General features: G+C 64.0%; 21 protein-coding genes and 1 tRNA gene. 15 read left to right on the plus strand and 7 right to left on the minus strand.

What is annotated here, in order from left to right; genetic code table 11:
• The first annotated feature begins 125 nt into the window (after nt 1-125).
• Genes LB556_RS19050 through LB556_RS19060 form a run of 3 tightly spaced genes read left to right on the plus strand, consistent with a single transcriptional unit; the run spans nt 126 to nt 10,549 of the window.
• Nucleotides 126-2,618: a hypothetical protein gene (locus LB556_RS19050; RefSeq protein ID WP_224569279.1), complete on the plus strand. Its 2,493-nt coding sequence runs from the start codon at nt 126-128 to the stop codon at nt 2,616-2,618.
• On the plus strand, nt 2,615-4,633 hold the full coding sequence (locus tag LB556_RS19055) for a coiled-coil domain-containing protein (RefSeq protein WP_224569280.1): 2,019 nt from the start codon (nt 2,615-2,617) through the stop codon (nt 4,631-4,633). Before LB556_RS19050 ends, LB556_RS19055 begins: the two co-directional genes overlap by 4 nt.
• 15 nt (nt 4,634-4,648) lie before the next feature.
• A complete protein-coding gene (locus LB556_RS19060; protein WP_224569281.1) occupies nt 4,649-10,549 on the plus strand; it encodes a DEAD/DEAH box helicase in 5,901 nt (1,966 codons plus the stop codon).
• 167 nt (nt 10,550-10,716) lie between these two features.
• Here LB556_RS19060 and LB556_RS19065 read toward each other — a convergent pair.
• Together LB556_RS19065 and LB556_RS19070 are read right to left on the minus strand one after the other, a co-directional pair.
• Nucleotides 10,717-10,790 (minus strand) — tRNA-Gln (locus LB556_RS19065).
• Nucleotides 10,791-10,852: 62 nt separating this feature from the next.
• On the minus strand, nt 10,853-11,149 hold the full coding sequence (locus LB556_RS19070) for a hypothetical protein (RefSeq protein WP_224569282.1): 297 nt from the start codon (nt 11,147-11,149) through the stop codon (nt 10,853-10,855).
• Between the two features lie 446 nt (nt 11,150-11,595).
• Here LB556_RS19070 and LB556_RS19075 point away from each other — a divergent pair, with 446 nt between their 5' ends.
• The 3 genes from LB556_RS19075 to LB556_RS31630 all read left to right on the plus strand — a co-directional run bounded on the left by LB556_RS19075 (nt 11,596) and on the right by LB556_RS31630 (nt 12,729).
• Nucleotides 11,596-12,123 carry an MgtC/SapB family protein gene (locus tag LB556_RS19075; RefSeq protein ID WP_224569283.1) on the plus strand — a complete coding sequence of 176 codons (528 nt, stop codon included), beginning with the start codon at nt 11,596-11,598 and terminating at the stop codon, nt 12,121-12,123.
• A gap of 87 nt (nt 12,124-12,210) precedes the next feature.
• Nucleotides 12,211-12,504: a hypothetical protein gene (locus LB556_RS19080; protein WP_224569284.1), complete on the plus strand. Its 294-nt coding sequence runs from the start codon at nt 12,211-12,213 to the stop codon at nt 12,502-12,504.
• A gap of 90 nt (nt 12,505-12,594) precedes the next feature.
• The gene (locus LB556_RS31630) at nt 12,595-12,729 is read left to right on the plus strand and encodes a hypothetical protein (RefSeq protein WP_263485386.1); all 135 of its coding nucleotides are present in this window, start codon (nt 12,595-12,597) and stop codon (nt 12,727-12,729) included.
• Nucleotides 12,730-12,993: 264 nt separating this feature from the next.
• Here the strand turns inward: LB556_RS31630 and LB556_RS19085 are convergent, their stop codons facing one another.
• The 3 genes from LB556_RS19085 to LB556_RS19095 form a co-directional block, all read right to left on the minus strand.
• Nucleotides 12,994-13,239 carry a DUF982 domain-containing protein gene (locus LB556_RS19085; RefSeq protein ID WP_224569285.1) on the minus strand — a complete coding sequence of 82 codons (246 nt, stop codon included), beginning with the start codon at nt 13,237-13,239 and terminating at the stop codon, nt 12,994-12,996.
• A 112-nt stretch (nt 13,240-13,351) separates the two neighbouring features.
• Nucleotides 13,352-13,795, minus strand: coding sequence for a GFA family protein (locus tag LB556_RS19090; RefSeq protein WP_224569286.1), 444 nt, complete (start codon nt 13,793-13,795; stop codon nt 13,352-13,354).
• A 248-nt stretch (nt 13,796-14,043) separates the two neighbouring features.
• Nucleotides 14,044-14,223 carry a DUF3606 domain-containing protein gene (locus LB556_RS19095; RefSeq protein WP_015317039.1) on the minus strand — a complete coding sequence of 60 codons (180 nt, stop codon included), beginning with the start codon at nt 14,221-14,223 and terminating at the stop codon, nt 14,044-14,046.
• A 681-nt stretch (nt 14,224-14,904) separates the two neighbouring features.
• On the opposite strand from LB556_RS19095, the gene LB556_RS19100 reads away from it, so the two are divergent.
• Nucleotides 14,905-15,333: a DoxX family protein gene (locus LB556_RS19100; protein ID WP_224569287.1), complete on the plus strand. Its 429-nt coding sequence runs from the start codon at nt 14,905-14,907 to the stop codon at nt 15,331-15,333.
• A 103-nt stretch (nt 15,334-15,436) separates the two neighbouring features.
• Here the strand turns inward: LB556_RS19100 and LB556_RS19105 are convergent, their stop codons facing one another.
• Together LB556_RS19105 and LB556_RS19110 are read right to left on the minus strand one after the other, a co-directional pair.
• Nucleotides 15,437-15,742, minus strand: coding sequence for a hypothetical protein (locus tag LB556_RS19105; protein WP_224569288.1), 306 nt, complete (start codon nt 15,740-15,742; stop codon nt 15,437-15,439).
• A 93-nt stretch (nt 15,743-15,835) separates the two neighbouring features.
• A complete protein-coding gene (locus tag LB556_RS19110; RefSeq protein WP_224569289.1) occupies nt 15,836-16,105 on the minus strand; it encodes a hypothetical protein in 270 nt (89 codons plus the stop codon).
• Nucleotides 16,106-16,415: 310 nt separating this feature from the next.
• Between LB556_RS19110 and LB556_RS19115 the strand changes: the two genes are divergently transcribed.
• The 8 genes from LB556_RS19115 to LB556_RS19155 all read left to right on the plus strand — a co-directional run bounded on the left by LB556_RS19115 (nt 16,416) and on the right by LB556_RS19155 (nt 20,287).
• Nucleotides 16,416-16,814: a hypothetical protein gene (locus LB556_RS19115; RefSeq protein ID WP_224569290.1), complete on the plus strand. Its 399-nt coding sequence runs from the start codon at nt 16,416-16,418 to the stop codon at nt 16,812-16,814.
• Complete coding sequence (locus tag LB556_RS19120; protein WP_224569291.1) at nt 16,807-17,214, plus strand: hypothetical protein; 408 nt, start codon at nt 16,807-16,809, stop codon at nt 17,212-17,214. The genes LB556_RS19115 and LB556_RS19120 overlap by 8 nt, the downstream gene beginning before the upstream one ends.
• The gene (locus tag LB556_RS19125; RefSeq protein WP_224569292.1) at nt 17,171-17,866 is read left to right on the plus strand and encodes a terminase large subunit domain-containing protein; all 696 of its coding nucleotides are present in this window, start codon (nt 17,171-17,173) and stop codon (nt 17,864-17,866) included. The genes LB556_RS19120 and LB556_RS19125 overlap by 44 nt, the downstream gene beginning before the upstream one ends.
• Nucleotides 17,867-18,108: 242 nt before the next feature.
• The gene (locus LB556_RS31635) at nt 18,109-19,242 is read left to right on the plus strand and encodes a glycosyl hydrolase 108 family protein (RefSeq protein WP_263485359.1); all 1,134 of its coding nucleotides are present in this window, start codon (nt 18,109-18,111) and stop codon (nt 19,240-19,242) included.
• A 2-nt stretch (nt 19,243-19,244) separates the two neighbouring features.
• Nucleotides 19,245-19,445 (plus strand): hypothetical protein, encoded by a 201-nt coding sequence (locus LB556_RS19140; RefSeq protein WP_224569293.1) that lies wholly within the window; start codon nt 19,245-19,247, stop codon nt 19,443-19,445.
• Nucleotides 19,442-19,681, plus strand: coding sequence for an ABC transporter permease (locus LB556_RS19145; RefSeq protein WP_224569294.1), 240 nt, complete (start codon nt 19,442-19,444; stop codon nt 19,679-19,681). The genes LB556_RS19140 and LB556_RS19145 overlap by 4 nt, the downstream gene beginning before the upstream one ends.
• On the plus strand, nt 19,666-19,866 hold the full coding sequence (locus tag LB556_RS19150; RefSeq protein WP_224569295.1) for a hypothetical protein: 201 nt from the start codon (nt 19,666-19,668) through the stop codon (nt 19,864-19,866). The genes LB556_RS19145 and LB556_RS19150 overlap by 16 nt, the downstream gene beginning before the upstream one ends.
• A gap of 103 nt (nt 19,867-19,969) precedes the next feature.
• Nucleotides 19,970-20,287, plus strand: coding sequence for a hypothetical protein (locus LB556_RS19155; RefSeq protein WP_224569418.1), 318 nt, complete (start codon nt 19,970-19,972; stop codon nt 20,285-20,287).
• Nucleotides 20,288-20,345: the final 58 nt, after the last annotated feature.

The following is a 20,345-nucleotide window of genomic DNA, read 5'->3' on the forward strand; positions in this document are numbered from 1 at the left end:
GGGGGAGTGTTGGCGTGTCGACGCTACGAGTTGGTAGGCAGAATCGTTTGCTGTCTCCTGAACAATGGGAGATGCGGCTTGTCCTTCATTATCTAAAGTCCGACGGCCCGTCGGGCGGAGCGGCAATGTCGTACCTCGATGCTACACCCGCCGAGATCGCCACGGCCAGCGGCATAGAGGGTCTCGGCGATGAAGACGCCCAGAGGGGCTTCCTCGCGCACTTCAATCGTTGGGACATCTCCGATTGGCTGTCCGGTAGCCGGGTGCCTTCCAGTCGCGATGGCGCTATACCTGGCTATTTCCGCTTCTTGGTATTGACAGCCCTGGTCTCGGCTACAGAAACGGGAGCCGGCGAGACGCACAACTTTCGGATCCGGCTTGGGGAACTGCTCGGAGTCGACAGCCCGTTCAACTCAGTCTCCGGCGTCAACGCGTTGTGGCGCGCCTTGGCCGGTTGGTGCGAACGCAAGCGGGCCGCAGGCGAACCCTACCGGCGGATCGACCTCCCCTCGCCTGGGAACGCGAACCTGATCGGCATTGCCGTGAGGATTGCTTTTCCCTCATGGGAGGACCGAAGCGCTTTGACACAAATTTTGCGCGCCGTGTCTCCCGATGTCAGACGGTCTCCTGACCGGTTGGCTCAAGAATTGACCCGCAGCCGATATGCGCACGAATTGCCTCAAGCGGTGGCGTCGGCGCTACACGATTTCAACGCAGCCGTACGCTTGCGGCGGCGAATGCTTGTGGGTCATCGATTCTGGCGCCTTGTGCAGAGCATTGATTCTCGACTTTCTGGGGAGGAAGAGCGGGGGAGCCGGGTGCGCTGGCGACTGGAGGTTCGCTTCGAGGGCTACGAACTCGATCTCGCCCGTTTAAAACTATTTCGTGGACGAGGGGTAATGGATTTGGTGTCCTCATGGGAGGGCGCGCTGCAGGAACTTGAGGCAATGCCCCGCGAGACCTTGCCTAAAGGTTTGGCGGATGCGCTGGATCATGGCGTGTTGCTCCTTTCGGAGGCGCCAGGGATGACCTGGGTGTTGGACGAGGAGAGCCCGCCCGAGGATACCTTCGCCCTGCTCCTCGCGCGCCAAGGAAGTATTGCCACTAAATGGCCCCTGCGCACGGCGTGGCGCCCCCTCGAGGGACCCTGGCTCGCCTCTGGCCGGCTGGACGGTTCGGCGTTGAGTGCATTGCGTCGGAGCCTAGGCCTCGCGCCGGTGGGCGAAGCACGTCTCGTGGATCTTACCTTCGAAAAGGGGGTAAAGACTGACCACTCTACGTGGCTGGGCCGACCCGGCTTTTTGCCCCAAATCTTCGCTTCGTCCACCAGCACCCTGGTTGTACAGCCGGTCGAAGGCGCCGAAGGCGTGCTTTCGGTCGCCGGGACCGCGCCTTCATGGGACCTCGTCACGGAAGCTCCGCTCTCTGGCCGTTGGCGCGTGCGCGCCGTGGAAAGCGGGAGCGAAACTGAGAAGGTGATATGCTTCGAACCGACGGCGCGTGAACGCTGGGAGTTCAGAAGTCTCGATGACCGCTTCGAACCCGAACATGACGTTTCTACCGTTGGCGTCTCGCTTTGGAAGCCATGCTCCCCCCAAGTCGGACTCCCGAGCATCAGGCCCGAGCTCGACAATGCGCTGGAAGCGATTTACGCCGGTCCTGCGAAGGGATGGTCCGAGGCCGATCTGATTCGGCTGCTGCTTCCCGTCATGCCCCACAAGCATTTCGTATGGGATTTTCTGCGTGGGTTGGCCGAGGCGGCATGGCTCGATCCCTTCGTCCTCAAGTCATGGCGAGCGCGGCTGTGGCGGCTTCGCCCACCGCACCTAAGAGAGATTGCACCGAAGAGTGTGGTCGTGGCCGGAGCGTTGGGCGCCGCCGCTCGCTGGCGACTTGGGGACGTGGCCCGCGCCGCGGGTGGACAGCTAACATTCCTACCAGGGGTCTCCGAATGGGCTATCTCTCTGCCGCTTATCGAGGGTGTATCGGCCGCGGACCTGGCTCGCGAGCTGCAGTGGCCGATCACTGATCCGGAGCGCCCTCAGCTAGCTGCTGCACCGAACTGCTGGCCCGTGGAGCCGCGGTCGGGACAGGGTCGTGAACTGGCGGGAGTTTGGTCGTTCGATTCCGGCCTCTTCGTTTCACCCGACGATCGGGCGACTACCAATCTCGTCCGCTTGGAGCGGCTAGTGCGTGCGCGCGGCGACGATCGCGACATCTACCGAATCAATGGCCGAGGCGAAACGCTCCTCGCAAGCTCGCGCACATCAGCGATCCTTGAGGCATACCGCCGGTCGACTCGGCTATTGTTTGATTGGCAGGACGGGAAGTTTCGTCGTCTTGCGCGGAGCGGGCACTTGCCGTTGGAAATTGCGAGGGCGCTGGTCGCCCATGCGTCACAGGCATCCGGTCCTGTCCTGCAAAGCGACGGCAGTTGGACCTATGCCTACCCGGCTGACGCGGAGGCGGCAACTTGGGTGGCGCGGACACTCGGATCCGCAGTAAGCGTCAAGGGTGGGAGCCACCCCCTCGATTTCCTTGACCTGATCGTCGCCCGACGGCGAAACGGTGGACGCCTAGTCTGGGGTGAGCGTTTGCAGCGCGAGTTTCTATCATGAGTGACCATCTCTTCCTCGGTCGTCCCGCCTTCGATCCCAGGCCTTACACTCGTGTCGATCCGCTTGCGCTCGCCGAATCGGGTACCTGGCATGTTTACCGAGAATGGTCGAAGGCCCTTCCAACGGAAGGGCGTGCGTTCGCGCCCCGACTGCAGGGATTTAGCAGCCGATGTTTGGTTGCCTTTAGGGTGGAGCCGAACGGGAAAGGTACTCAGGATCGGGATCAGTTCGTCGTCGTCGACCCGCGAGAAGTTTGCGAGGTCCTCGACTTCCGAAAGGCCGACGCCGAAACCGCCCGGCGTCAGTTGGTTGAAGTTGGACAGCCGCGGCTGCTCGCCGGATCGGACAGCGTTGTAGCGGCACTCGCGGGCGGGCTATGTGTCTTAGTGAAGATGGTGCGCCATCCCTCTAGCGACCTTTGGGTCGCCGACACCAGCGGGCTGGAGCACCTCCAGACGTACGCCTTTGACGAGCGACTGTTCGAAGGTGATCAGGTGGAGGAGCGATGGGTGACAGTGCCCGGCTCAACCGTCGGCGCGGCTATGGGTGCTGTGAACTGGTGCCCCGACACGGAGTTCCTAGATACCGTACTGAAGCGGCTCCGCAAGACGAGCCAGCAAGGGCCTAGCGCGCCTACGCGCGCCCAGATCGGACAAATCGTCATGCAGTTCGATCGAGCGGGTCTTCTTCCGAATAGCGGTCGTGATCTTGAGCCGATGCGTGAACGACTGCAAACTTTTGCACCGTCCGTCGGAAAGAACGTCCTAGCCATGGACGAAATCGTCGAGACACTTAGTACCTTGACGCCCATCCGTGACCGCTTGGCTGCCGAGTTGTCCGAGCGCAGGGTGGAGCTAGAGGGTGAGATCCGGCGCGAGCTTGAGGCCAATCTCCTTCACGAATTAGAAGACCGAAGCGGAGAGCGGGACCGGTTGGCACAAGAGGTAGCGGCCCTGGCGACGGATGTTGTAGCGAGACGAGCGGAGCTCGACAGAGAACGCGTGGCCTTGGACGAGGCGCGCTCCACCCTTTCCGAGGAGCTCACCCAGTTGCTGGGAGAACTGGGCGAACTGCCGCCCGATGCAGACGCAAGGATCGCCGTCTTGGGCCGCCGACTCGCTGCAAAGCTGGGCGAGGCAGGGGCCGCCTTTGAAGTGGCGGCCGAAGGCGGGCCGCCGTGGGCGACGCCGCACGTTTCGGGCGGTGAGATCAAGCCCTGGAGCGAGTTCGATCAAATCCTGCAGGCGACGGCAATTAGATGGGGTTATACCGTCGACGACGTCCTACTGGCGGACGTCGCGGTTAGAGGGGGGCGGCTCGTGGTCCTGCCAGACAGGAGCGCTGCAGCGTTTGTAGCCTGCTATGCCGATCTGGTTGCGGGCGGGGGATACGGCCGCCATGTGCTCGATCCGTCAGTTATCTCACTCGACGATCTCTGGCACTGTCCGGGATCGGCGCGACACAGTTGCTTCGCAAAAACATGGGCGGCGGCGCGTCTAGATCCCGCGCGCTTCCACGTAGTGCTTCTGGACGGGCTTCATCGTACGCCCACAGCGCTTTGGGTGCCCGGCCTCCTTGAGGTGATGCAGGATCCACGACGCCCTCGAAATCTACTTATTTTTGCCGGCCTTGGAACTGCGTCGGTGGATCCTGACCGAGATTGGCGCGGCGCCTTGCCTGAGGTGGTCGCGCTCTGCCCGCTCGCCACAGACGGCGCCTCGCCCAGGCTTCTTAGCCGCGCGGTCGGCGCCACCCCGCAGCCAACCCGACTCAATGCGCTCCTTGCGCCCGAGCCGACGGCCGCGGAGGTAATGGACTTCTTCACCGTAGCAGAATTGGAAGCCTCGGCTGCCGTTTTGGAGGTTGCGTGTCAGGTTCATCGCGCGGCTTGGGTCCTGGGAGCGGAGCGAGCGGCGAGCCTCGCCGCGGCCGTGGCAGGGCTGAAGAACGAGGCGTCCGCTGGATTGTTTGCCGGTAGCTCATGGCTGCGGGAACGGCTCGGAAACAAAGTCTGAGAAGGATGGGGAAACATGCTGGATCCGTTGGGTGGCTTCGAGCGCATTCGCGAGCTCTACATTTCCTATCTAGATACTGCCTTCCGGGTTCGACGCCCGACGCTTGCTGATAGACGGCGGGCGCTGCTGCGATCGAGCGGAACCTTGGCAACGGCGCCATTTATCGAACCGGTACCCCGTTACAAGGCTTCCAACCACGCCCTGTCGGATTTCGTGACGACCATGGTTGGGGAAAACCCGCTCGCACACTTCTCGCGAGAAGGACGGCGGGCGTTCGCAGAGCTTGGGGTCTCCGGCCTTTTCCCTGGCGTGCCGGGCGATGATGAACTCCTGAGGACCCATCTTTTCAAACCGTACCTCCATCAGATGGAGATGCTAGCAAGAGGCGCTCGGCCGGGCCACCCCGGCATAGTCACCTCGGGGACTGGTTCAGGGAAGACGGAGGCCTTCATGCTCCCGATCCTGGCCACCATGGCGGAAGAAGCCGTCCGTTGGCCGGCACCCGGTGCCGGTTATCTGCAGGGCGAGTGGTGGCGGACAACACCAAGCCAGTTCCGTCATCATCGCGAGCACGAGCACCCTGATCGCCCTAAAGCTCTTCGCGCGCTCGTCCTATACCCCATGAACGCACTGGTCGAGGACCAGTTGACCAGACTGCGAAAAGCGTTCGATTCGCCCGAAGCTAACGAGGTCATGGACCGCCGATTCGCAGGCAATCGCCTATTCTTCGCCCGTTACACCAGCGCCACGCCCGTAGCAGGGCACCTGCAGCATCCTCGCCGTGGGCATACGCGCCGGGAACAAGAGGCGGCCGCCCGGCGTGTCAAGCGCGTCGCGGATGCGATAAATAGCTACGCGGAAGACCAGGAGCTTGCCCGCAGTCACGATCAGCGGCATTTGGACGAGGACCCGACTCGATATCTGTTCCCATCGGCCGACGGCGCTGAGCTGATCGCCCGCTGGGACGTGCAGGCCACTCCGCCCGACCTCCTGGTAACCAATGTGTCGATGCTCGGGGCGATGCTTTCCCGCGAGATCGAGCAACCGATCTTCGATCAGACCCGCGCCTGGCTCGAACGCGAGAAAGACTCCTACTTCTTCCTGGTACTCGACGAGCTTCACTTGGTGCGCGGGTCTGCGGGTACCGAGGTGGCGGGCCTTATCCGCGCACTCATTCACCGCCTAGGGCTAGATCGGCCCGAAACCCGCCACAAGCTGCGCGTTCTGGCCTCCAGCGCCTCCTTGCCGCTGAGCGGAGTGGAGCGCGAACGCAGCTTGAGGTATCTATACGACTTTTTCGGACCCATGGGGACCTATCCGGCCCCGGGAATCGAAGGTGCGGCTGACCAGGAAGCGTGGGCCGAGGCCATAGTGACGGGCGAGCCGGAGATCGACGCCATTGAAGGTGCTCTGCCGATGGACGGTCGGCCGTTCGAGACACTCGTTGACGTGCTCGCGCCGGACCAGGACTACGTGGGCCGGGTGGCGCGCACCGAAGAGCTGGACGCCGCGATCCTCGCCTGCGGAGCCGTGCTCTCACCGAACAGCGGCGGGTCGGACCGGCCGGCCGCCGTCCAACAGGCGGTTGAGGGAGCGGCCGCGCTGTTGGCGCACGCATGTCGCGTGGCCGACGGCCCTGCAATGCGTGCCACCGCGGCCGACGAACTCGCCATAAGGATCTTCGGAGCCGTGGACGGTTCAATGAAGGCGCTTCGGGGGCTTACCCTGCTGCGTGGTATCGGTGAGCGTCTGAGGGAACTCTACGGCGTAAATGTGCGGGACGGCGTGACCAGCTTTCGAGAGCACATCTTCATCCGTAGCATTGAGGGTCTGTTCGCTACCCCGACCGTCACCGTAGGCGGGGGTATCGAGTTCGATGGCGTGACCGTCGAGCGCGGGACTACCTACGCCCATGATGGCGGCGATCTGCGCCGGATTTTCGAGCTTGTTTATTGCGAGGCGTGCGGTGAGGAGTTCGTCGGCGGCCGGCGGGGCGAAAACCCGATGGGTCCGGGGTTGCCGGTCGAGCTCCTGCCTGCTTCTCCCGATCTTGAGTCGCTTCCCGAAACCGGAGGCGAGGGCAATTACGAAGATCTCTCATATGAAGATTTTGCCATCTTCTGGCCGTCGCGTCGGGAACCAAAACAGGGAGATAACACGACCGAGACCTGGGTGGAGACCGTACTCGACACGCGCAACGGTGTGGTCAATCGGGGAGGCGAGAGCGGTCGAGATCGGGTGGAAGGGCGCCTCTTTCACCTGCCCCGGCGACCAGGTAGTCGGGAACTTCGGCGGCTGGGCAGCGCAGGCCCGAACTGTTGTCCTGCCTGTGGCGCCGACTATTCCGGGCGCAGTGCCAAATTTCGGCAATCGCCGATCCGGAATTTCCGCACCGGCTTCGCCAAAAGCTCCCAGCTGGTCGCGACAGAAATCTTTGAGCTTCTTCACGCGAGCGGCGATCCCGCCAAGGCGGTGGTGTTCTCCGATAGTCGACAAGATGCGTCGCGCGCCGCGCTCGACATTGAGCGCCGGCACCATCAAGACAGCCGCCGCCAACTGCTCCTCGAAGCCCTGCGGGAGATCGCCGCACAGCCAATCGAGTCGGTAGCCGAGCTCAACTCAGGGCGACTTGCAGCGCTAGAGCGCGGGGACGAAGTGGAACTCGCCCGGCTTACATCACGGGTCGCTGAGACCCGCGCACGCGGCGATTCTGACCGTATTCCCCTATCCTCTGTAGTGGAAACGGCTCCTCAGGCCGGAGCACCGGCGAAGATCCAAGCAAGTCCCTTGCTCTCCCGGATGGTTGGCCTGGGTATGCACCCGACCGACGAAATCGGGATCTCGAAAATTCCTTCCAACGTCTCCTCAGGCCAGCAGTCGTCGCAGTTCGAATGGCAGGAACTGTTTCGAGAGACCGACGAGCGGGTCGACTGGATATCTCAAGGGGATCAACTCGCGATCGCCGAAGCTCGCTTGGCCGTTACCCGTAACCAACGCCCGCTCGTGGACGACGTGCTTTTTGCGAAGACTTATTTTGCTCTGGAGGAAACTGGACTGGGCTACCCGACCCTTTTCCCCCGGCAGGAAAACGGTGCCGACCGTCTGGATGCCTACCTACGGGTGTTCGCCGATGCCTATCGAGTCCTGGGCAACAAGTGGGTGGAGAGAAACGACCGTCGAAAAGATTGGCCAGATGCTCACGCAGTAGGCGCTCGCCGAGTTCGGGACTTCGCAGCTGCCAGTGCAGCGGGCGACGCACACACCGAATTGGACGACGTCCTCTCGCGCCTGTCAGCGCTCGGCCATGTGAATGGCTTCATAGAGCCCGATCGCTTGCGGATTCGGCTGGTCGGTCCGGATCATCCCTACACGGAATGTGAAAATTGCTCACGCGCGCACTTGCACCGTGGCACCGGTGTCTGCACGCGATGCCAACAACCGTTGCCAAGCGGCCCCAAAGGGCCCGTAGCGGAACTGCGCGCGCGTAATGTTCTGGCAAAGAGAGTTGAGCGAAGCACGCACGATGGCTATGGCGCGTTCCGGCTAAGATGTGAGGAGTTGACGGGGCAGACCCGTTCGCCAGCGGAGCGCCTTCGCCGATTTCGCGGTATATTCGTCGAAGGAGCCGGTAATTACGACGCCGCCTTGGACCGCAAAGCCAAGGAGATTGATATGTTGTCTGTCACCACCACCATGGAGGTTGGGATCGACATCGGGACGCTGCAGGCGGTCTACCAGGCCAACATGCCGCCCCAGCGGTTCAATTACCAACAGCGGGTCGGGCGGGCCGGTCGACGCGGCCAAGCCTTCTCCCTAGTTGCCACGCTTTGTCGGAGTCGGAGTCATGATCTCCACTACTTCGCCCATCCGGCGGCGATCACCGGCGATGCGCCGCCGCCGCCATTCCTGACCACTGATCACTTGGCCATTCCGCTTCGGCTGCTCAGGAAAGTTTGGCTAACCGCCGCATTCGCCAGGCTAAGGGACGCCCATGGCATTAATTGGCCGGGAGACGATGCTAGGCCCGAGGTTCATGGCGAGTTCATGCTCTGCCCCACGTTTTATGACGAGCACGCAGGTTGGGGCGACGAACTGGCCGACGCCCTACGAACTACGGACGACGCGCGTCGCACCTTCGCGAGGGCGCTAGGCTGGGGAGTCCCGGGCCGTGAAGAGGCCCTACTCTCAGCCGCCACGGTGGACCGACTGATGAACGAGATTGCGGCGCTTTCGGAACTCGGCGGAACCACAGCAAGTAATCTGTCGAGCTTCCTCGCCGAGCAGGGGTTGCTGCCGATGTACGGCATGCCGACACGGGTGCGAGATCTCTACGTCGGTATTGAGCCCAATGATCTGGGCGAGCCGGATTGGGACACGATTGACCGAGAGATGGACCTCGCCATTTACGAATTTGCGCCTGGGCGATCCCTCGTGCGCGATAAGCGCAAGCACACGGTCATAGGCTTCACTCCGGCTCTCGGCCGCATTCAAGTGGGAACTCAAGGCCGGGCTATGATAATGACCTCGGCGGCTGCGATTTGGTGGAGCGACAGCTCGTGGATTGCCTCCTGTCCGGTTTGCAGCGCCACGAACACGTCCGACCAGCGAGTGTTCCAAGCTCGCCCTTGCGGCGACTGCCAGAACGACGTGTCCCCCGACGCCTTCGAGCTCTACCACCTGCCTGCAGCGTTCCGGACTTCCTTCCAGCCGACCCCGGTGGATCAAGATGAGGAGTCGGGGCAGACCGTCTGGCGAGAGACGTCTAGCGAAATCGAAGCAATTGAGACCACGACAGTGGCGGGCGCCAACTTCGCTTTCGCAACCGGAGCGGGAGCTCGTATAATAAGGCGTAACCGCGGTCCGATCGGAGAGAACGGACCCGAGGGATTCGTCGTCGCCGAGGTGGTCCAGAAAAACCTCAAGGTTCAAGAAAGTCCGGCGGCGTGGGTGTCACGGGTGCCTGGCCAAGCCATCTTACTCGATGAGTCGGCTGATCCAAATCGGTGGCAGCGCGCCACCGACGCGGCCGGTGCGGTGCTTGAGGCAAGCACAGTGCGGCTAATGTCCCGCAAGAAGACCGATTCTCTGTACCTGCTCATGGAGGATGTGCCGCCGGGGCTTGCTTTCGACCGCGTCGGCACACGTGAGCCTCACGCCACCAGCGTGCGCGCGGCCGCTATATCGGCCACCCAATTGTTAGTCCAGAGAGCGGCGTTGGAATTGGATCTCGGCCCCGAGGAGTTCGAGGCGCTCGAACCAAGACTGCGCGACGGGCGACCCTTATTGCAGATCGCTGATTACCTTGTTAACGGCGCCGGCTTTTGCCGGCGCATTGCCTCGACCGCGGAGGGCCGGCCCATGGTCGCTAGCCTAGTGGAGTCCCTTGTTAACAACGTAGAAGATCGGCTGGTACGCCCGTTTTTCCAAGACGATCATCCTCGGGCATGCGCGAGGTCCTGCTATAGATGCTTGCAACGGTACAATAACCGTGGTTGGCATGGTCTGTTAGACTGGCGCCTTGGTATCGGGTTCCTTCGAGGGCTGCTTCAGTCGGATTGGCGCGCGGGGCTCGACGGACGGTGGGATGACAGTCCGGAGCTCGCCGACTGGCATCGGCTGGCGGCGGAAGCGGCGGAAGAAATTCGTCGCCTGGATCCTGACAATCGCACGGTGGAGCGTCACGGTCCGTTAGATCTACCCGTGCTCTTCAAACCCAATGGCCGCGGTCGAGAGGCTTTCGTGCTTGTTCACCCGTTTTGGCGGTTAGATACCGACTCTGTGGCGACAGGTCCGCTCGCCGAGACCGTCCGGTCCGTGGGAGCGGACGAGGTTTGGTTCGTCGACACCTTCGACGTAGCCCGACGCCCGGTAAAGGCCATTGAGCAAGCAAGACTTCGTTCACCGCATACGCCCTGAGCATCATGAACTTGCGGCGACACTAGTGACCAGATGCCTGAGCATGGCGGTCTCGCAACAAGGGTGACGCACAGGCTGCTGCAAGTCAGCGTTCGCCCTATGGCGCATACCGAAGTAGGTCCAAACTCCTCTGGCGCAGTCCAGACTTCTGTGTCGTCCGACACGCTTGGTTCCCGCTCATGGGCTCGAACCACGATTCACGCCTTCAAAGGGCGCTGTCCTACCATTAGACGAAGCGGGAGAAGCAGGACGTTATGGCGTCTGCGCGGCTTGCCGTCAAATCGGACCTGTCGATCCCGGCCGTCAATCCGGGAAATCCAGGCCCGGGTCCTGGCAGCGGTAGACCGGGCAGTCGCCATCGCGGGACGGAATATAGGCCGACATCGGCACTTCAGGCCAGTCGCACTCGTTGCCGAACTGCCTGACATAGCGGTCATAGGTGTTGGGGCCGGTGGTCAGCACCACGGCGCGGTGGCTCTGGATCGCGGCCCTGATCTCGGCGCAGCTCATGGAACGGCTGTCGGGCCGGGCTTCGGCCAGGCCGGTCGCCGCGAGCACGACGCTCATGGCCGTCAACAGGATCGGAACGCGAGTGGACATGGTGGTTCTCTTCAGTTCGGAACGATCGCGGGGCGGCCGGTCCGGATGTGGCCGCATGCATTGTCGCACACAACCCCTGTCATGTCCCTTGGTTCCGCGACCGGGCTCGCGCCGCGCGCTTTTGAGGTGCCACGCCGGCGGCCACGCAACCAAATCGGGCCTCGCGCATTGCTGGGCATGGACGGCAGGAAGCCTTACGAAACACCGCAATGGCGGCCCGGAAACGAGGGCCGCGAGGCGATGTGCTGCTCGTTCTGCGGCGGCCGCGACCACAGCTATGAGGATTGCCCGCGAATGCCCGTTCCTTTCCTCCCCGCCGAACCAGAAGGCGAGGACATCCCGGGAACACCGGATCGCTGAGCCCGGAATCGGGTCGCCCGCAATCCTTTGTCCGCCCTGAGCGAGCCAGCGCCGACGTCGGGACATCTCATCATCGGAAGGACATCATGGAACAACTCGTCGAGGAATTCGGCCATCCGACCTACACCTCGTTCCCGGTCATCGCGGCGCGGCTGTTGCTGGCGACGCTTTATGGCGCGGTCATCGGTTTCGAGCGCGAATGGCGCAATCGCTCCGCGGGGCTTCGCACCCATATTCTGGTCTGCGTGGCCGCCGCCACGTTCGGCATCCTGACGATCGAGATCGTCCATGCGCCGATGTTCGCGCAGGATTCCGTCAACGTCGACCCAATCCGGGTCGTCGAAGCCGTCACGGCCGGCGTTGCCTTTCTCGCCGCCGGTTCGATCCTGTTTTCGCGCGGTGAGGTCCACGGGCTGACAACCGGCGCGGGAATGTGGCTCGCGGGCGCGATAGGCGTCGCCTGCGGCCTTGGCCTGTGGCAGGTGGCCGGGTTCGCCACGCTGATCGTGCTGATCGTGACGGGGCTTCTGTACCGGCTCGAACCCCAGGCCGGCCTGTCGGAGGCGGGTGACGAGAAACCCGCTCCGGACCGCACGGACCAGCGGCGCGAATAGGCTTTTTCGCCAACCTTCTGGGCCGACCGGCGTTGTCTCCATGAAGGGAAGGCCGCCGCGGGCGGCACTTTAACGAAGGAGGCCCAGATGAAACCTCTCGCCGTTGCATCATGCGCCGCGATGCTGGCCCTGGCGCTGCCGGCAGCGGCCCAGACAGCTCAGCCGACGCCAAACCAGCAGTCCGACAAATGCCGGGCACAAACGGACCAGGGCGGCAAGCAGCCGTCGGGCGGCGACCTTAGCGAAAAGCTCAACGATTGCGGAGGCGTGTTGAAGCCGCCGGCCATCGGCGATCAGGGCATGGCTGCGCCGGCGCCCGACGAAGGCAAGACGCCGGTCATCAAGCCGGGCGAAGTGCCGGCCCAACCGCCCAAGCAGTAGTGCTGATTGGAGGACATTGTCGCCGCGGCAGCGGAACCTCGCGGAAGACGAAACGTTTCTGCAGAGAAGTTGATCTGAAAGGATTACCCCGTGAGAGATATTGCCAAAACCGCAACGTTGCTTGCCTCTATTGCCATTGTAATCGTGCTGATGCTGATGGCGCCGAAGGGCATCGGCTTCGAGGCATCGCAACCGATCGTCAGCGGGGACCTGCCCGAACAGTGATCGAAAGCCGTTTCGCGACAAAAAGCAGGCGAGCCGGCCTGCTTTTTGTTTGCGCATTGCATTGGTTTGCCCAACCGAGGCCGGCGTGATCGCACAGCGCAGCGCCGACCCGATTTTCACGTCCTGCCTGATGGAACGGGCCGCGCTTGCCTGAGGCCGGTCGAGCAGCATCTCACTCTGGCTTTCTGGAGCCCGCCCACCTCACGCGTCGTATCCGAGCCATGCGGGCGACCCGCACCGGTGTAGTCAAATCAATCAGCTATCTCATTTCACGCTATGGAGGATCTGCGCTTCGCGCGCGGCGTCGATCATCGCCCGCATCGCCTTTTCCGGCGGCGCCCAGCCATCCAGCGCATCGCGGCAACTGCGCAGGGCCGCCCGATAACGCCGGCCCTGTCCGGCCGGCCAGTCGCCGAGGCATTCCAGCCCTTCCCAGGCGCTGCGCACCACGCGCTCCCGCTCCGGGGCGAACTTCAGGCGGATCGGTCGAGGGAACATCTTGTCGTTCAACGGTCGTCTCCATGAATCGCGCATGTCGGCCAATCCAGCACAATCCATGCGCCGAGGAAGCGCCGGATAACGTGACCGACAGGGGAGGGTTCCAGCTCCAAACGATCAATTTTCAATCGCGTGTGACGGCATCCGACGAGGACCTTGGCGCAGGCGCATTCCCGCCGTTCGACTGGAGCCGGTCATGCTCGAACTGCTCGGTGCCGGGCAAGGCATGCAGCCAGGTTTCGCGCCGGACGGTCCACAATTCGTATTGCGGTGCCAGATCCGTCGGTGCGAGGTCGAGACTGCCGAGCATGACCTCGGCCTCGTTGGCGTCGACCCAGGCGACGCGGCTGCCACAGCTCGGGCAAAAGCTGCGTGTGCCGTAGCTCGCCACTTCCCCCGATGTCTCGAAGGCATTGCGTGGCCAGATGGCAAAGGCCGAATAGACCGAACCACCCGCCTTGCGGCAATCCTTGCAGTGGCAAAGACCGACCCGCGAGGGCTGGCCGGTGACGACGAAACGCACGCTGCCGCACAGGCAGCTGCCGGTCCTGCGTGTTGTCTCGGACATGGTCGCGGCCCTCCGTTTTCGCCAGCCTGGCTTCGTCAGCCATCAGGCTGTGCCAGCCGGATGGCTTCGTCAATGTGGCATGCCACGGGCCGGGCGGGACAGGTGCTCGTCTGCCATTTCGTTGGCCAGGATGAGAAACCGGGAAAAAGACATCCTGTTCACCGTACCGCCGGGCCCGGTTGACGCGGCCCGCAGCATCGGTCAACGCGAGGCCGGCGAAATGGTTGCCGCCTCGCGGACGTCCGCGGCTATCCGCGTGCGGCCATGTGGTTGTCGAGCTTCTTGCGCGAGGGGCCGTAGCGCTTGATGATGGTCTGCGCCTCGCTCTGCGGAATGCCGTATTTGCGCGCGAAGGCGGCAACCTCGTAGGTTTCCTCGCTCGAGACCAGCTTGCGGTCCTGTTTGGTCTTGGATTTGTCGTCGGGCATGTCGGGCCTCTCTTTGCCGCAGGGTCGCGCGCCATCGGGGTTCGGCAGGCGACGCCGGGATCAGACATAACAGCGATCGACGCTGCTGGTTCCAGGAGCGCGGCGATGGACAAGGCGTCCAGCCGGCCGCGAGCGGTCGGGTCAGGCCGACGGGGTCAGGCCGACGGGTGGATCGGGTGGTCGGCTTCGTGGGAGCCGGTGTCGCCGCACTCGGCGCAAGGCATGGAGGCACCAGGACAGCCGCGATGATGGGTCCCCGCGGGACAGCAAAGGCCATTGGAAGCCGTCCAGCGCGGGCACTGGAAAACCTGCCCGGTGCCGCCACAGCCGCTGCACTCCAGGACCGATGACCGGACGACATAGGCTCTCGTCCCTAACCTGACACTCGCGCCCAAAACTCAACCTACCCAAAATCAACGCACCGGACACGCCTGTGCATTAGCCCCGGCTAACGATATCACGTTGCTGGTTACGGACAAGTTTCAGGATCGTTAAGTGTCCGTGAACGCCTGGCGCCTAATCGCGGCGACCGGCAATCGAGGCCTTGGCGTACTTGCTTCCCTTCAAGGGAGAGGATCATCAGCCGTCAAACCGAAGCCGAAGAGAAAAATCCGTGTCCCATGTCGGATCCGTGCACAGCGGCGCGTCCTTGGGGCTAATGCAGTTCAAGGAGAACGATCCATGTCGTCACAAATCGTACAATCGCCGTGGCAGACCGCGGCGCTTCTGGTTGCCCGCCTGATCTTCGCCGCCGCCTTCCTGATGGCGGTGACCTTCAAGTTCATGGGCATGGGGGCGACGGCAGGCTATATCGCGGCCGCCGGTTTCCCGTTTCCGCTCTTCCTCGCCTGGTGCGCGGCGATCCTGGAGGTGGCGCTGGTGCTGTGTTTCCTCAGCGGCGCCTTCTTTTCGCAGGCGGCCCTGATCGCCGCCGCCTATGTGCTGTTCCTGGCCTTTGCTTTCCACGGGCCCAGCCGCTGGGCCGGCAACCAGGCCGAGTTCGGCTTCTTCGTCGACCATTTCTCATTCCTGGCCGGACTGCTGTTCGCCGCGGTGCATGGACCGGGACGGGTACTGTCGCTGAACCTGGGATGGCCGGGCAGGGCGTAAGCAGCCCACCCGGGGCAGGGCGTAAGCGGCCCGCCCGGGGCAGGGCATAGGCAGCCCGCCCCGGCAGGCTTGAGCACCAGCCCAAGGCAGGGCCGGGAAGGCCTTACATCTGGTCGTTATAAGGCTCCTTCATCTGGCCGACCATACGGGCCAGCTTCGAAAAGGATGGCATGTCGGCCTCCGGCTGGCATTGGTTGGCGAGTTCCAGCAGCCGGATCGGAAAGTTGACGGCGTCGCGGCTCGACGCCGACATGCCTCCGGACCGCTCCTCGCCGGTTTCCGAGGCTTCGGCCTTGCGCAGGGCGATGTCGATCTCTTCCGATGTCAGCAGCCCCTTTTTGACCAGGACGTGGTTGATCGAGGCGACGGCCATCAGCAGGCCTTCGAGTTGCAGGTTGGCGACATTCATGGCGGGTGCTCCAGTGGTTAGGGTCCAAACGCGCGAGCTGGGTTTCCGATCCGACCTGGAGCAGCGCCGCACCGGCCTTGTCGCGGCATGCACCTATTCCTGGGTCAGCTGTTCGCCATATTCGCGCCACAGCGCCGTGGCCTCCAGGCCGCCAAGGCGCGGGATCGAAGGATCGCCGCAGTCTATGGCGACGGCGCTGATGTCATAGTTGGGGAAAGCGTGGGCGACGAAGCGGACCGCTTCGCCAAGCGAGTTCACCCGGATGATCGGGTCCGCCTGGCCCTGGCCAGTGCTGCGCACACCCGACACCGTGGCCGGAGCGTGCCGCATCCTGAAAACGGATGCCATGGCTGGTCTGTCCATCGTCCTCTCCCACAAGGCCGTGCGACGGGAATCATTCCATGAGCTACCGCCGATGATTTCACAGGAGCGGGCTGATGAAAAGCCGGGATGAATGTCAGGGCGCGGGTTATACCCTTCCGGTCAAATGTGAATTTTTTCCTAGAAAGTCGTTGACCTGGTGAGGGCAGCCATGCTACATATTTGTCCATGGTGCTGATTTGCGCCGATGACCCGCCGCCGAGGCGGTTTTGTGTTTTTGGCGATACCGTCGGACGAGGCAGCGTGGCTGCCGCTTGGACCTTGGCGCCGACCCTCTTGCCCGAGGAATCCCATGCCCCGCTATGCCACCATCATCACCGGCGATGACGGCCGCGAACTCGTCAGCGCCATTGGCGAATTCGAGGGCGCCGCACCGCAGGCGCGGCTCGGCCGTATCGAGGCGGTCGCGCCCGGCGTGCTGATCGGCATGGTGCGGGACGCAACCGGTGGCTTCTGTTTTCCGCAGGCAGGCGACGACCGCGCCGTCGGGCTCGCCGTGGCGAGGCTCAAGGCACGAGCCGGTGCGCCGGACGCCGCCCGGGCGGCAAGCCCGAAGCAGGCCAAGAGGGCGAGGAAGAAAGTCGACCGTGCGAAGAAGCCCGCCAGGCGGGCCAGGCCGGCGCCGAAAGCCGGCACGACGGCTTGCGCCAGCGGCGCCCAGCCCAATGCCGTGGCGCCGGCCAATGGCTGACCAGGCCGATGCCGGGCCGAAGCGCGGCAGGGCAAGAGCGGCCAGGCGCAAGCCCTCCGTCGGCTCGCCGGCTCCAGCACTGCGCCGCAAGCGGACGAAGAAGACGCTTGGCGACGATTTCCTCGCCGCCGTGCGCGCCGATTTTCGCATCCATGGCGCCGGCGTCCTCGCCGAAGTGCGGGCCGACAAGCCGGACCAGTATCTGAAGATCGTGCTTTCGGTGCTGCCCAAGGACATCGATGTCGCCATCAACCAACTGGACATACTGAGCGATGAGGAGATCCGCAGCCGCATCCGCGCCCTCGAAGCCGTCCTCCGGCCGTTCCTCGACGCCCCCGCCGATCCCGGTTCCGCCGATGCCGGCGAGCGCGGAATATCTGGCGCTGCTGGCGGAGCTTGACCGCCGGCGCCGCGGCAACCAGCTCGCCGCCTACAAGCCGTATAAACGCCAGGCTGAATTTCACGCGGCTGGAGCGGCCAACCGCGAGCGGCTGTTCATGGCCGGCAACCAGCTCGGCAAGACAAGGGCAGGCGGCGCCGAATGGGCGATGCACCTGACCGGGCGCTATCCCCAGTGGTGGCAAGGCAAGATTTTCGAGACGCCGGTGCGCCTGTGGGCCGCCGGCGTCACCGGCGAGGGCACGCGCGACAACCCGCAGCGCGTGCTGGTCGGCCCGCCGCAGCGGCAGGCGGAATGGGGCACCGGCATGATCCCGGCCGATGCCATCGTCGACACGATCATGGGCCGCGGCGCGCCCGGCGCGCTCGACAGCGTCGTGGTGCGCCATGGCGGTGGCGGCGACGTACAGGCGGGCGAGAGCGTGCTGTCGTTCAAGAGCTTCGAGAAGGGCCGCGAGAAATGGCAGGGCGAAACGCTGCACGGCGTCTGGTTCGACGAGGAACCGCCGCTCGACATCTATTCCGAAGGCCTGACCCGCACCAACGCCACCGACGGCATCACCATCGTCACCTTCACGCCGCTGCTGGGGATGTCGGATGTGGTGCTGCTGTTCCTGTCGGCGGGTGAGGTGGAGAGCATGGGGAAGGGGTGAACGCTCTCTTCCTTCTCCACAAGGGGAGAAGGTGGCCTCGCGAAGCGAGGTCGGATGAGGGGTGTTCCAGCTTGGCAAGGACGGCACCTCTTGGCGCACCCCTCAACCGTCTCGGCGCTGCGCGCCGATCCACCTTCTCCCCTTGTGGGAGAAGGCAAAGTGCTGCCGCGCCAACCGCAAAAAATAACGCCTTTACAGAGCGATACAGCCAAGGCTTCGCAAGCTGATTCCGGAACTCCCCCATGTCCCGCCACGTCACCTTCATGACCATCGACGATGCCGCTCACTACAGCGCCGAGCAGCGTGCCGCGATTGTCGCCGCCTATCCCGAACATGAGCGCGAGGCCCGTGCCCGGGGTGTTCCGGTGCTCGGCTCCGGCCGCATCTTCCCGGTGGCCGAGGCGATGATCGCCTGCGAGCCGTTCCGGCTGCCGCGCTATTGGCCGCGCCTCGGGGCGCTTGATTTCGGCTGGGACCATCCCTCGGCCGCCGTCGAGCTCGCCTGGGATACGGAGGCCGATGTCGTCTATGTCACCAAAGCCGCGAGAGCCTCGCAGCAGACGCCGGCGATGCAGGCGCTGACGCTCAAGCCCTGGGGCGAGTGGCTGCCCTGGGCCTGGCCGCGCGACGGCCGCCGCGAAACGCTGGAAGGGGCGGGCACCGCGCTTGCCAAGCAATATGCCGCCCATGGGCTGAACATGCTGCCCGGCCATGCCCGCTTTGCCGACGGCTCGGTTTCGGTCGAGGCCGGGCTGATGGAGATGCTCGACCGCATGCAGAGCGGCCGCTTCAAGGTGTTCTCGACGCTCTTGCCCTGGTTCGAGGAGTTCAGGCTTTATCGGCGGTTCTATTGGGACGCTGTGGCCGGCGCCGAACTGCCTGATGGTGTCGACTATGCCGTCTTCGATTTCGCCGTGAACAGCGGGCCGGGCAGGGCGTCCAAATATCTTCAGGCGATCTTGGGCGTCTCCCAGGATGGCCGCATCGGGCCTGCCACGCTCGGCGCGATCAAGGCAAAACCGGCCGGCGTTGTCATCGACCAGCTTTGCGACGCGCGGCTGGCGTTTCTCCAGCGGTTACCGACATGGGCAACATTCGGGCGCGGCTGGTCCGATCGCGTCAAGTCGGTGCGGGCGCGGGCCTTGCTGATGTCGGCGCCGGCGGCTGTGCCCGCGCTACCCGCAAAGCCGGTGCCGGAAGCGACTCCGCCAACGGCCGCGACACCCGGGGACAACCCGCCAGCACCCGGGCCGGCCTGGCCGGCGCCTGACGGGATGCCGATGGCCGCGAAGGCAGGCGGGATCATCGCCGCCTGCCTGCTCGTCGTCCTCGCCGCCTGGCATCACATCGCCATCGCCCTTCAAGGAATGTTTTGACCATGGCCACCGTCATTCAACCGACCATCCGCCCAACCAACAAGCTGACCGCCGCGACGGTCGCCGCCGCCGTCGTTTCGGTGTCGGGTGTCTTCGTCCGCAACATGTGGCCCTCCTGGTACGACGCCGAGACATGGGCCACGCTCCTGCCCGTCGCGGTCTTCGCGGTCGGCTACCTCATCAAGGATGAACCGAACCGATGAGTGCGCTGCTCACTTTCCTGCTCACCAATCCGACCATTCTGGGCGTTGGCGCCGCAATCCTGGCGGCGTTTGGCTGGGGAGTTCGTCAGCGGCTGGCCGGCGAACGCGCCGAGCGCGCGCGACAAGCCGCCACCGAGGCCGAGGCGCGCGAGGTTGCCGACCAGGTCCAGAACGACATCGGTGCGCTGCCCACCGCTACCGCCCGAAAGGAGCTCAGATCATGGGCAAGGGATTGATGCTCGCAGTGGTCGCCGCACTGGCCGCGACCGCAAGCTGTACCACGGTCAAGGGCGGATTTTGCGCGCTGTCGAGCCCATTGCGGCTGTCGACGGCCGCGGTCGACGCGCTGTCGGATGCCGAGGTCAAGGCTTTGCTGACGCACAACCGCAAGGGCGAAAGACTGTGCGGATGGAAGCCATGACGATCGTCTTCCTGCCGGTGGGCTCGGTCCTGTTGCTTGGCGGCGTGATCATTTTCAGCGCCGGGTCGGTCTTCGGCTTTCTCGTTGCGAGGGTGGTCAAATGATGCACGATGTGTTCGACCTGCTTGGCATCAAGGGGCCGGTGGTTGCCGCCGGTCTCGCTGGCGGTGTCCTGCGGGCTTTATCGCGGCACCGCTACAAGCTGCGCGAAATGGTGGCGTCGCCAATCTGCGGCGCTCTCGCCGCCGCCTATTTGACGCTGCCCATGGTACAATATGCCCGCGCCACGGGGCTGCCGCTGGCCGGTGACGACACGTCGACTCTGGCGGCGGCTTTCCTCATCGGCGTCTGCGCCATGTGGATCTCGGATATCCTGTTCGAAGTAATCGTACGAAAGTTCAGGCCAGCCTCGGAGGAATGACCCGAGGTCTTGCCCGGCGCCGGGAATCCTGTTCGACGGCTCTGTCGAGCCAAAGCCC

Source organism: Mesorhizobium sp. ES1-4, from assembly GCF_020164745.1.
Taxonomy (GTDB): Bacteria; Pseudomonadota; Alphaproteobacteria; order Rhizobiales; family Rhizobiaceae; genus Mesorhizobium.

Coding starts and splice junctions, on each gene's coding strand:
- LB556_RS19050 (WP_224569279.1), top strand. CDS start 126: ATGTCGTACCTCGATGCTACACCCGCCGAGATCGCCACGGCCAGCGGC.
- LB556_RS19055 (WP_224569280.1), top strand. CDS start 2,615: ATGAGTGACCATCTCTTCCTCGGTCGTCCCGCCTTCGATCCCAGGCCT.
- LB556_RS19060 (WP_224569281.1), top strand. CDS start 4,649: ATGCTGGATCCGTTGGGTGGCTTCGAGCGCATTCGCGAGCTCTACATT.
- LB556_RS19070 (WP_224569282.1), bottom strand. CDS start 11,149: ATGTCCACTCGCGTTCCGATCCTGTTGACGGCCATGAGCGTCGTGCTC.
- LB556_RS19075 (WP_224569283.1), top strand. CDS start 11,596: ATGGAACAACTCGTCGAGGAATTCGGCCATCCGACCTACACCTCGTTC.
- LB556_RS19080 (WP_224569284.1), top strand. CDS start 12,211: ATGAAACCTCTCGCCGTTGCATCATGCGCCGCGATGCTGGCCCTGGCG.
- LB556_RS19090 (WP_224569286.1), bottom strand. CDS start 13,795: ATGTCCGAGACAACACGCAGGACCGGCAGCTGCCTGTGCGGCAGCGTG.
- LB556_RS19095 (WP_015317039.1), bottom strand. CDS start 14,223: ATGCCCGACGACAAATCCAAGACCAAACAGGACCGCAAGCTGGTCTCG.
- LB556_RS19100 (WP_224569287.1), top strand. CDS start 14,905: ATGTCGTCACAAATCGTACAATCGCCGTGGCAGACCGCGGCGCTTCTG.
- LB556_RS19105 (WP_224569288.1), bottom strand. CDS start 15,742: ATGAATGTCGCCAACCTGCAACTCGAAGGCCTGCTGATGGCCGTCGCC.
- LB556_RS19110 (WP_224569289.1), bottom strand. CDS start 16,105: ATGGACAGACCAGCCATGGCATCCGTTTTCAGGATGCGGCACGCTCCG.
- LB556_RS19115 (WP_224569290.1), top strand. CDS start 16,416: ATGCCCCGCTATGCCACCATCATCACCGGCGATGACGGCCGCGAACTC.
- LB556_RS19120 (WP_224569291.1), top strand. CDS start 16,807: ATGGCTGACCAGGCCGATGCCGGGCCGAAGCGCGGCAGGGCAAGAGCG.
- LB556_RS19125 (WP_224569292.1), top strand. CDS start 17,171: ATGCCGGCGAGCGCGGAATATCTGGCGCTGCTGGCGGAGCTTGACCGC.
- LB556_RS31635 (WP_263485359.1), top strand. CDS start 18,109: ATGTCCCGCCACGTCACCTTCATGACCATCGACGATGCCGCTCACTAC.
- LB556_RS19140 (WP_224569293.1), top strand. CDS start 19,245: ATGGCCACCGTCATTCAACCGACCATCCGCCCAACCAACAAGCTGACC.
- LB556_RS19145 (WP_224569294.1), top strand. CDS start 19,442: ATGAGTGCGCTGCTCACTTTCCTGCTCACCAATCCGACCATTCTGGGC.
- LB556_RS19150 (WP_224569295.1), top strand. CDS start 19,666: ATGGGCAAGGGATTGATGCTCGCAGTGGTCGCCGCACTGGCCGCGACC.
- LB556_RS19155 (WP_224569418.1), top strand. CDS start 19,970: ATGCACGATGTGTTCGACCTGCTTGGCATCAAGGGGCCGGTGGTTGCC.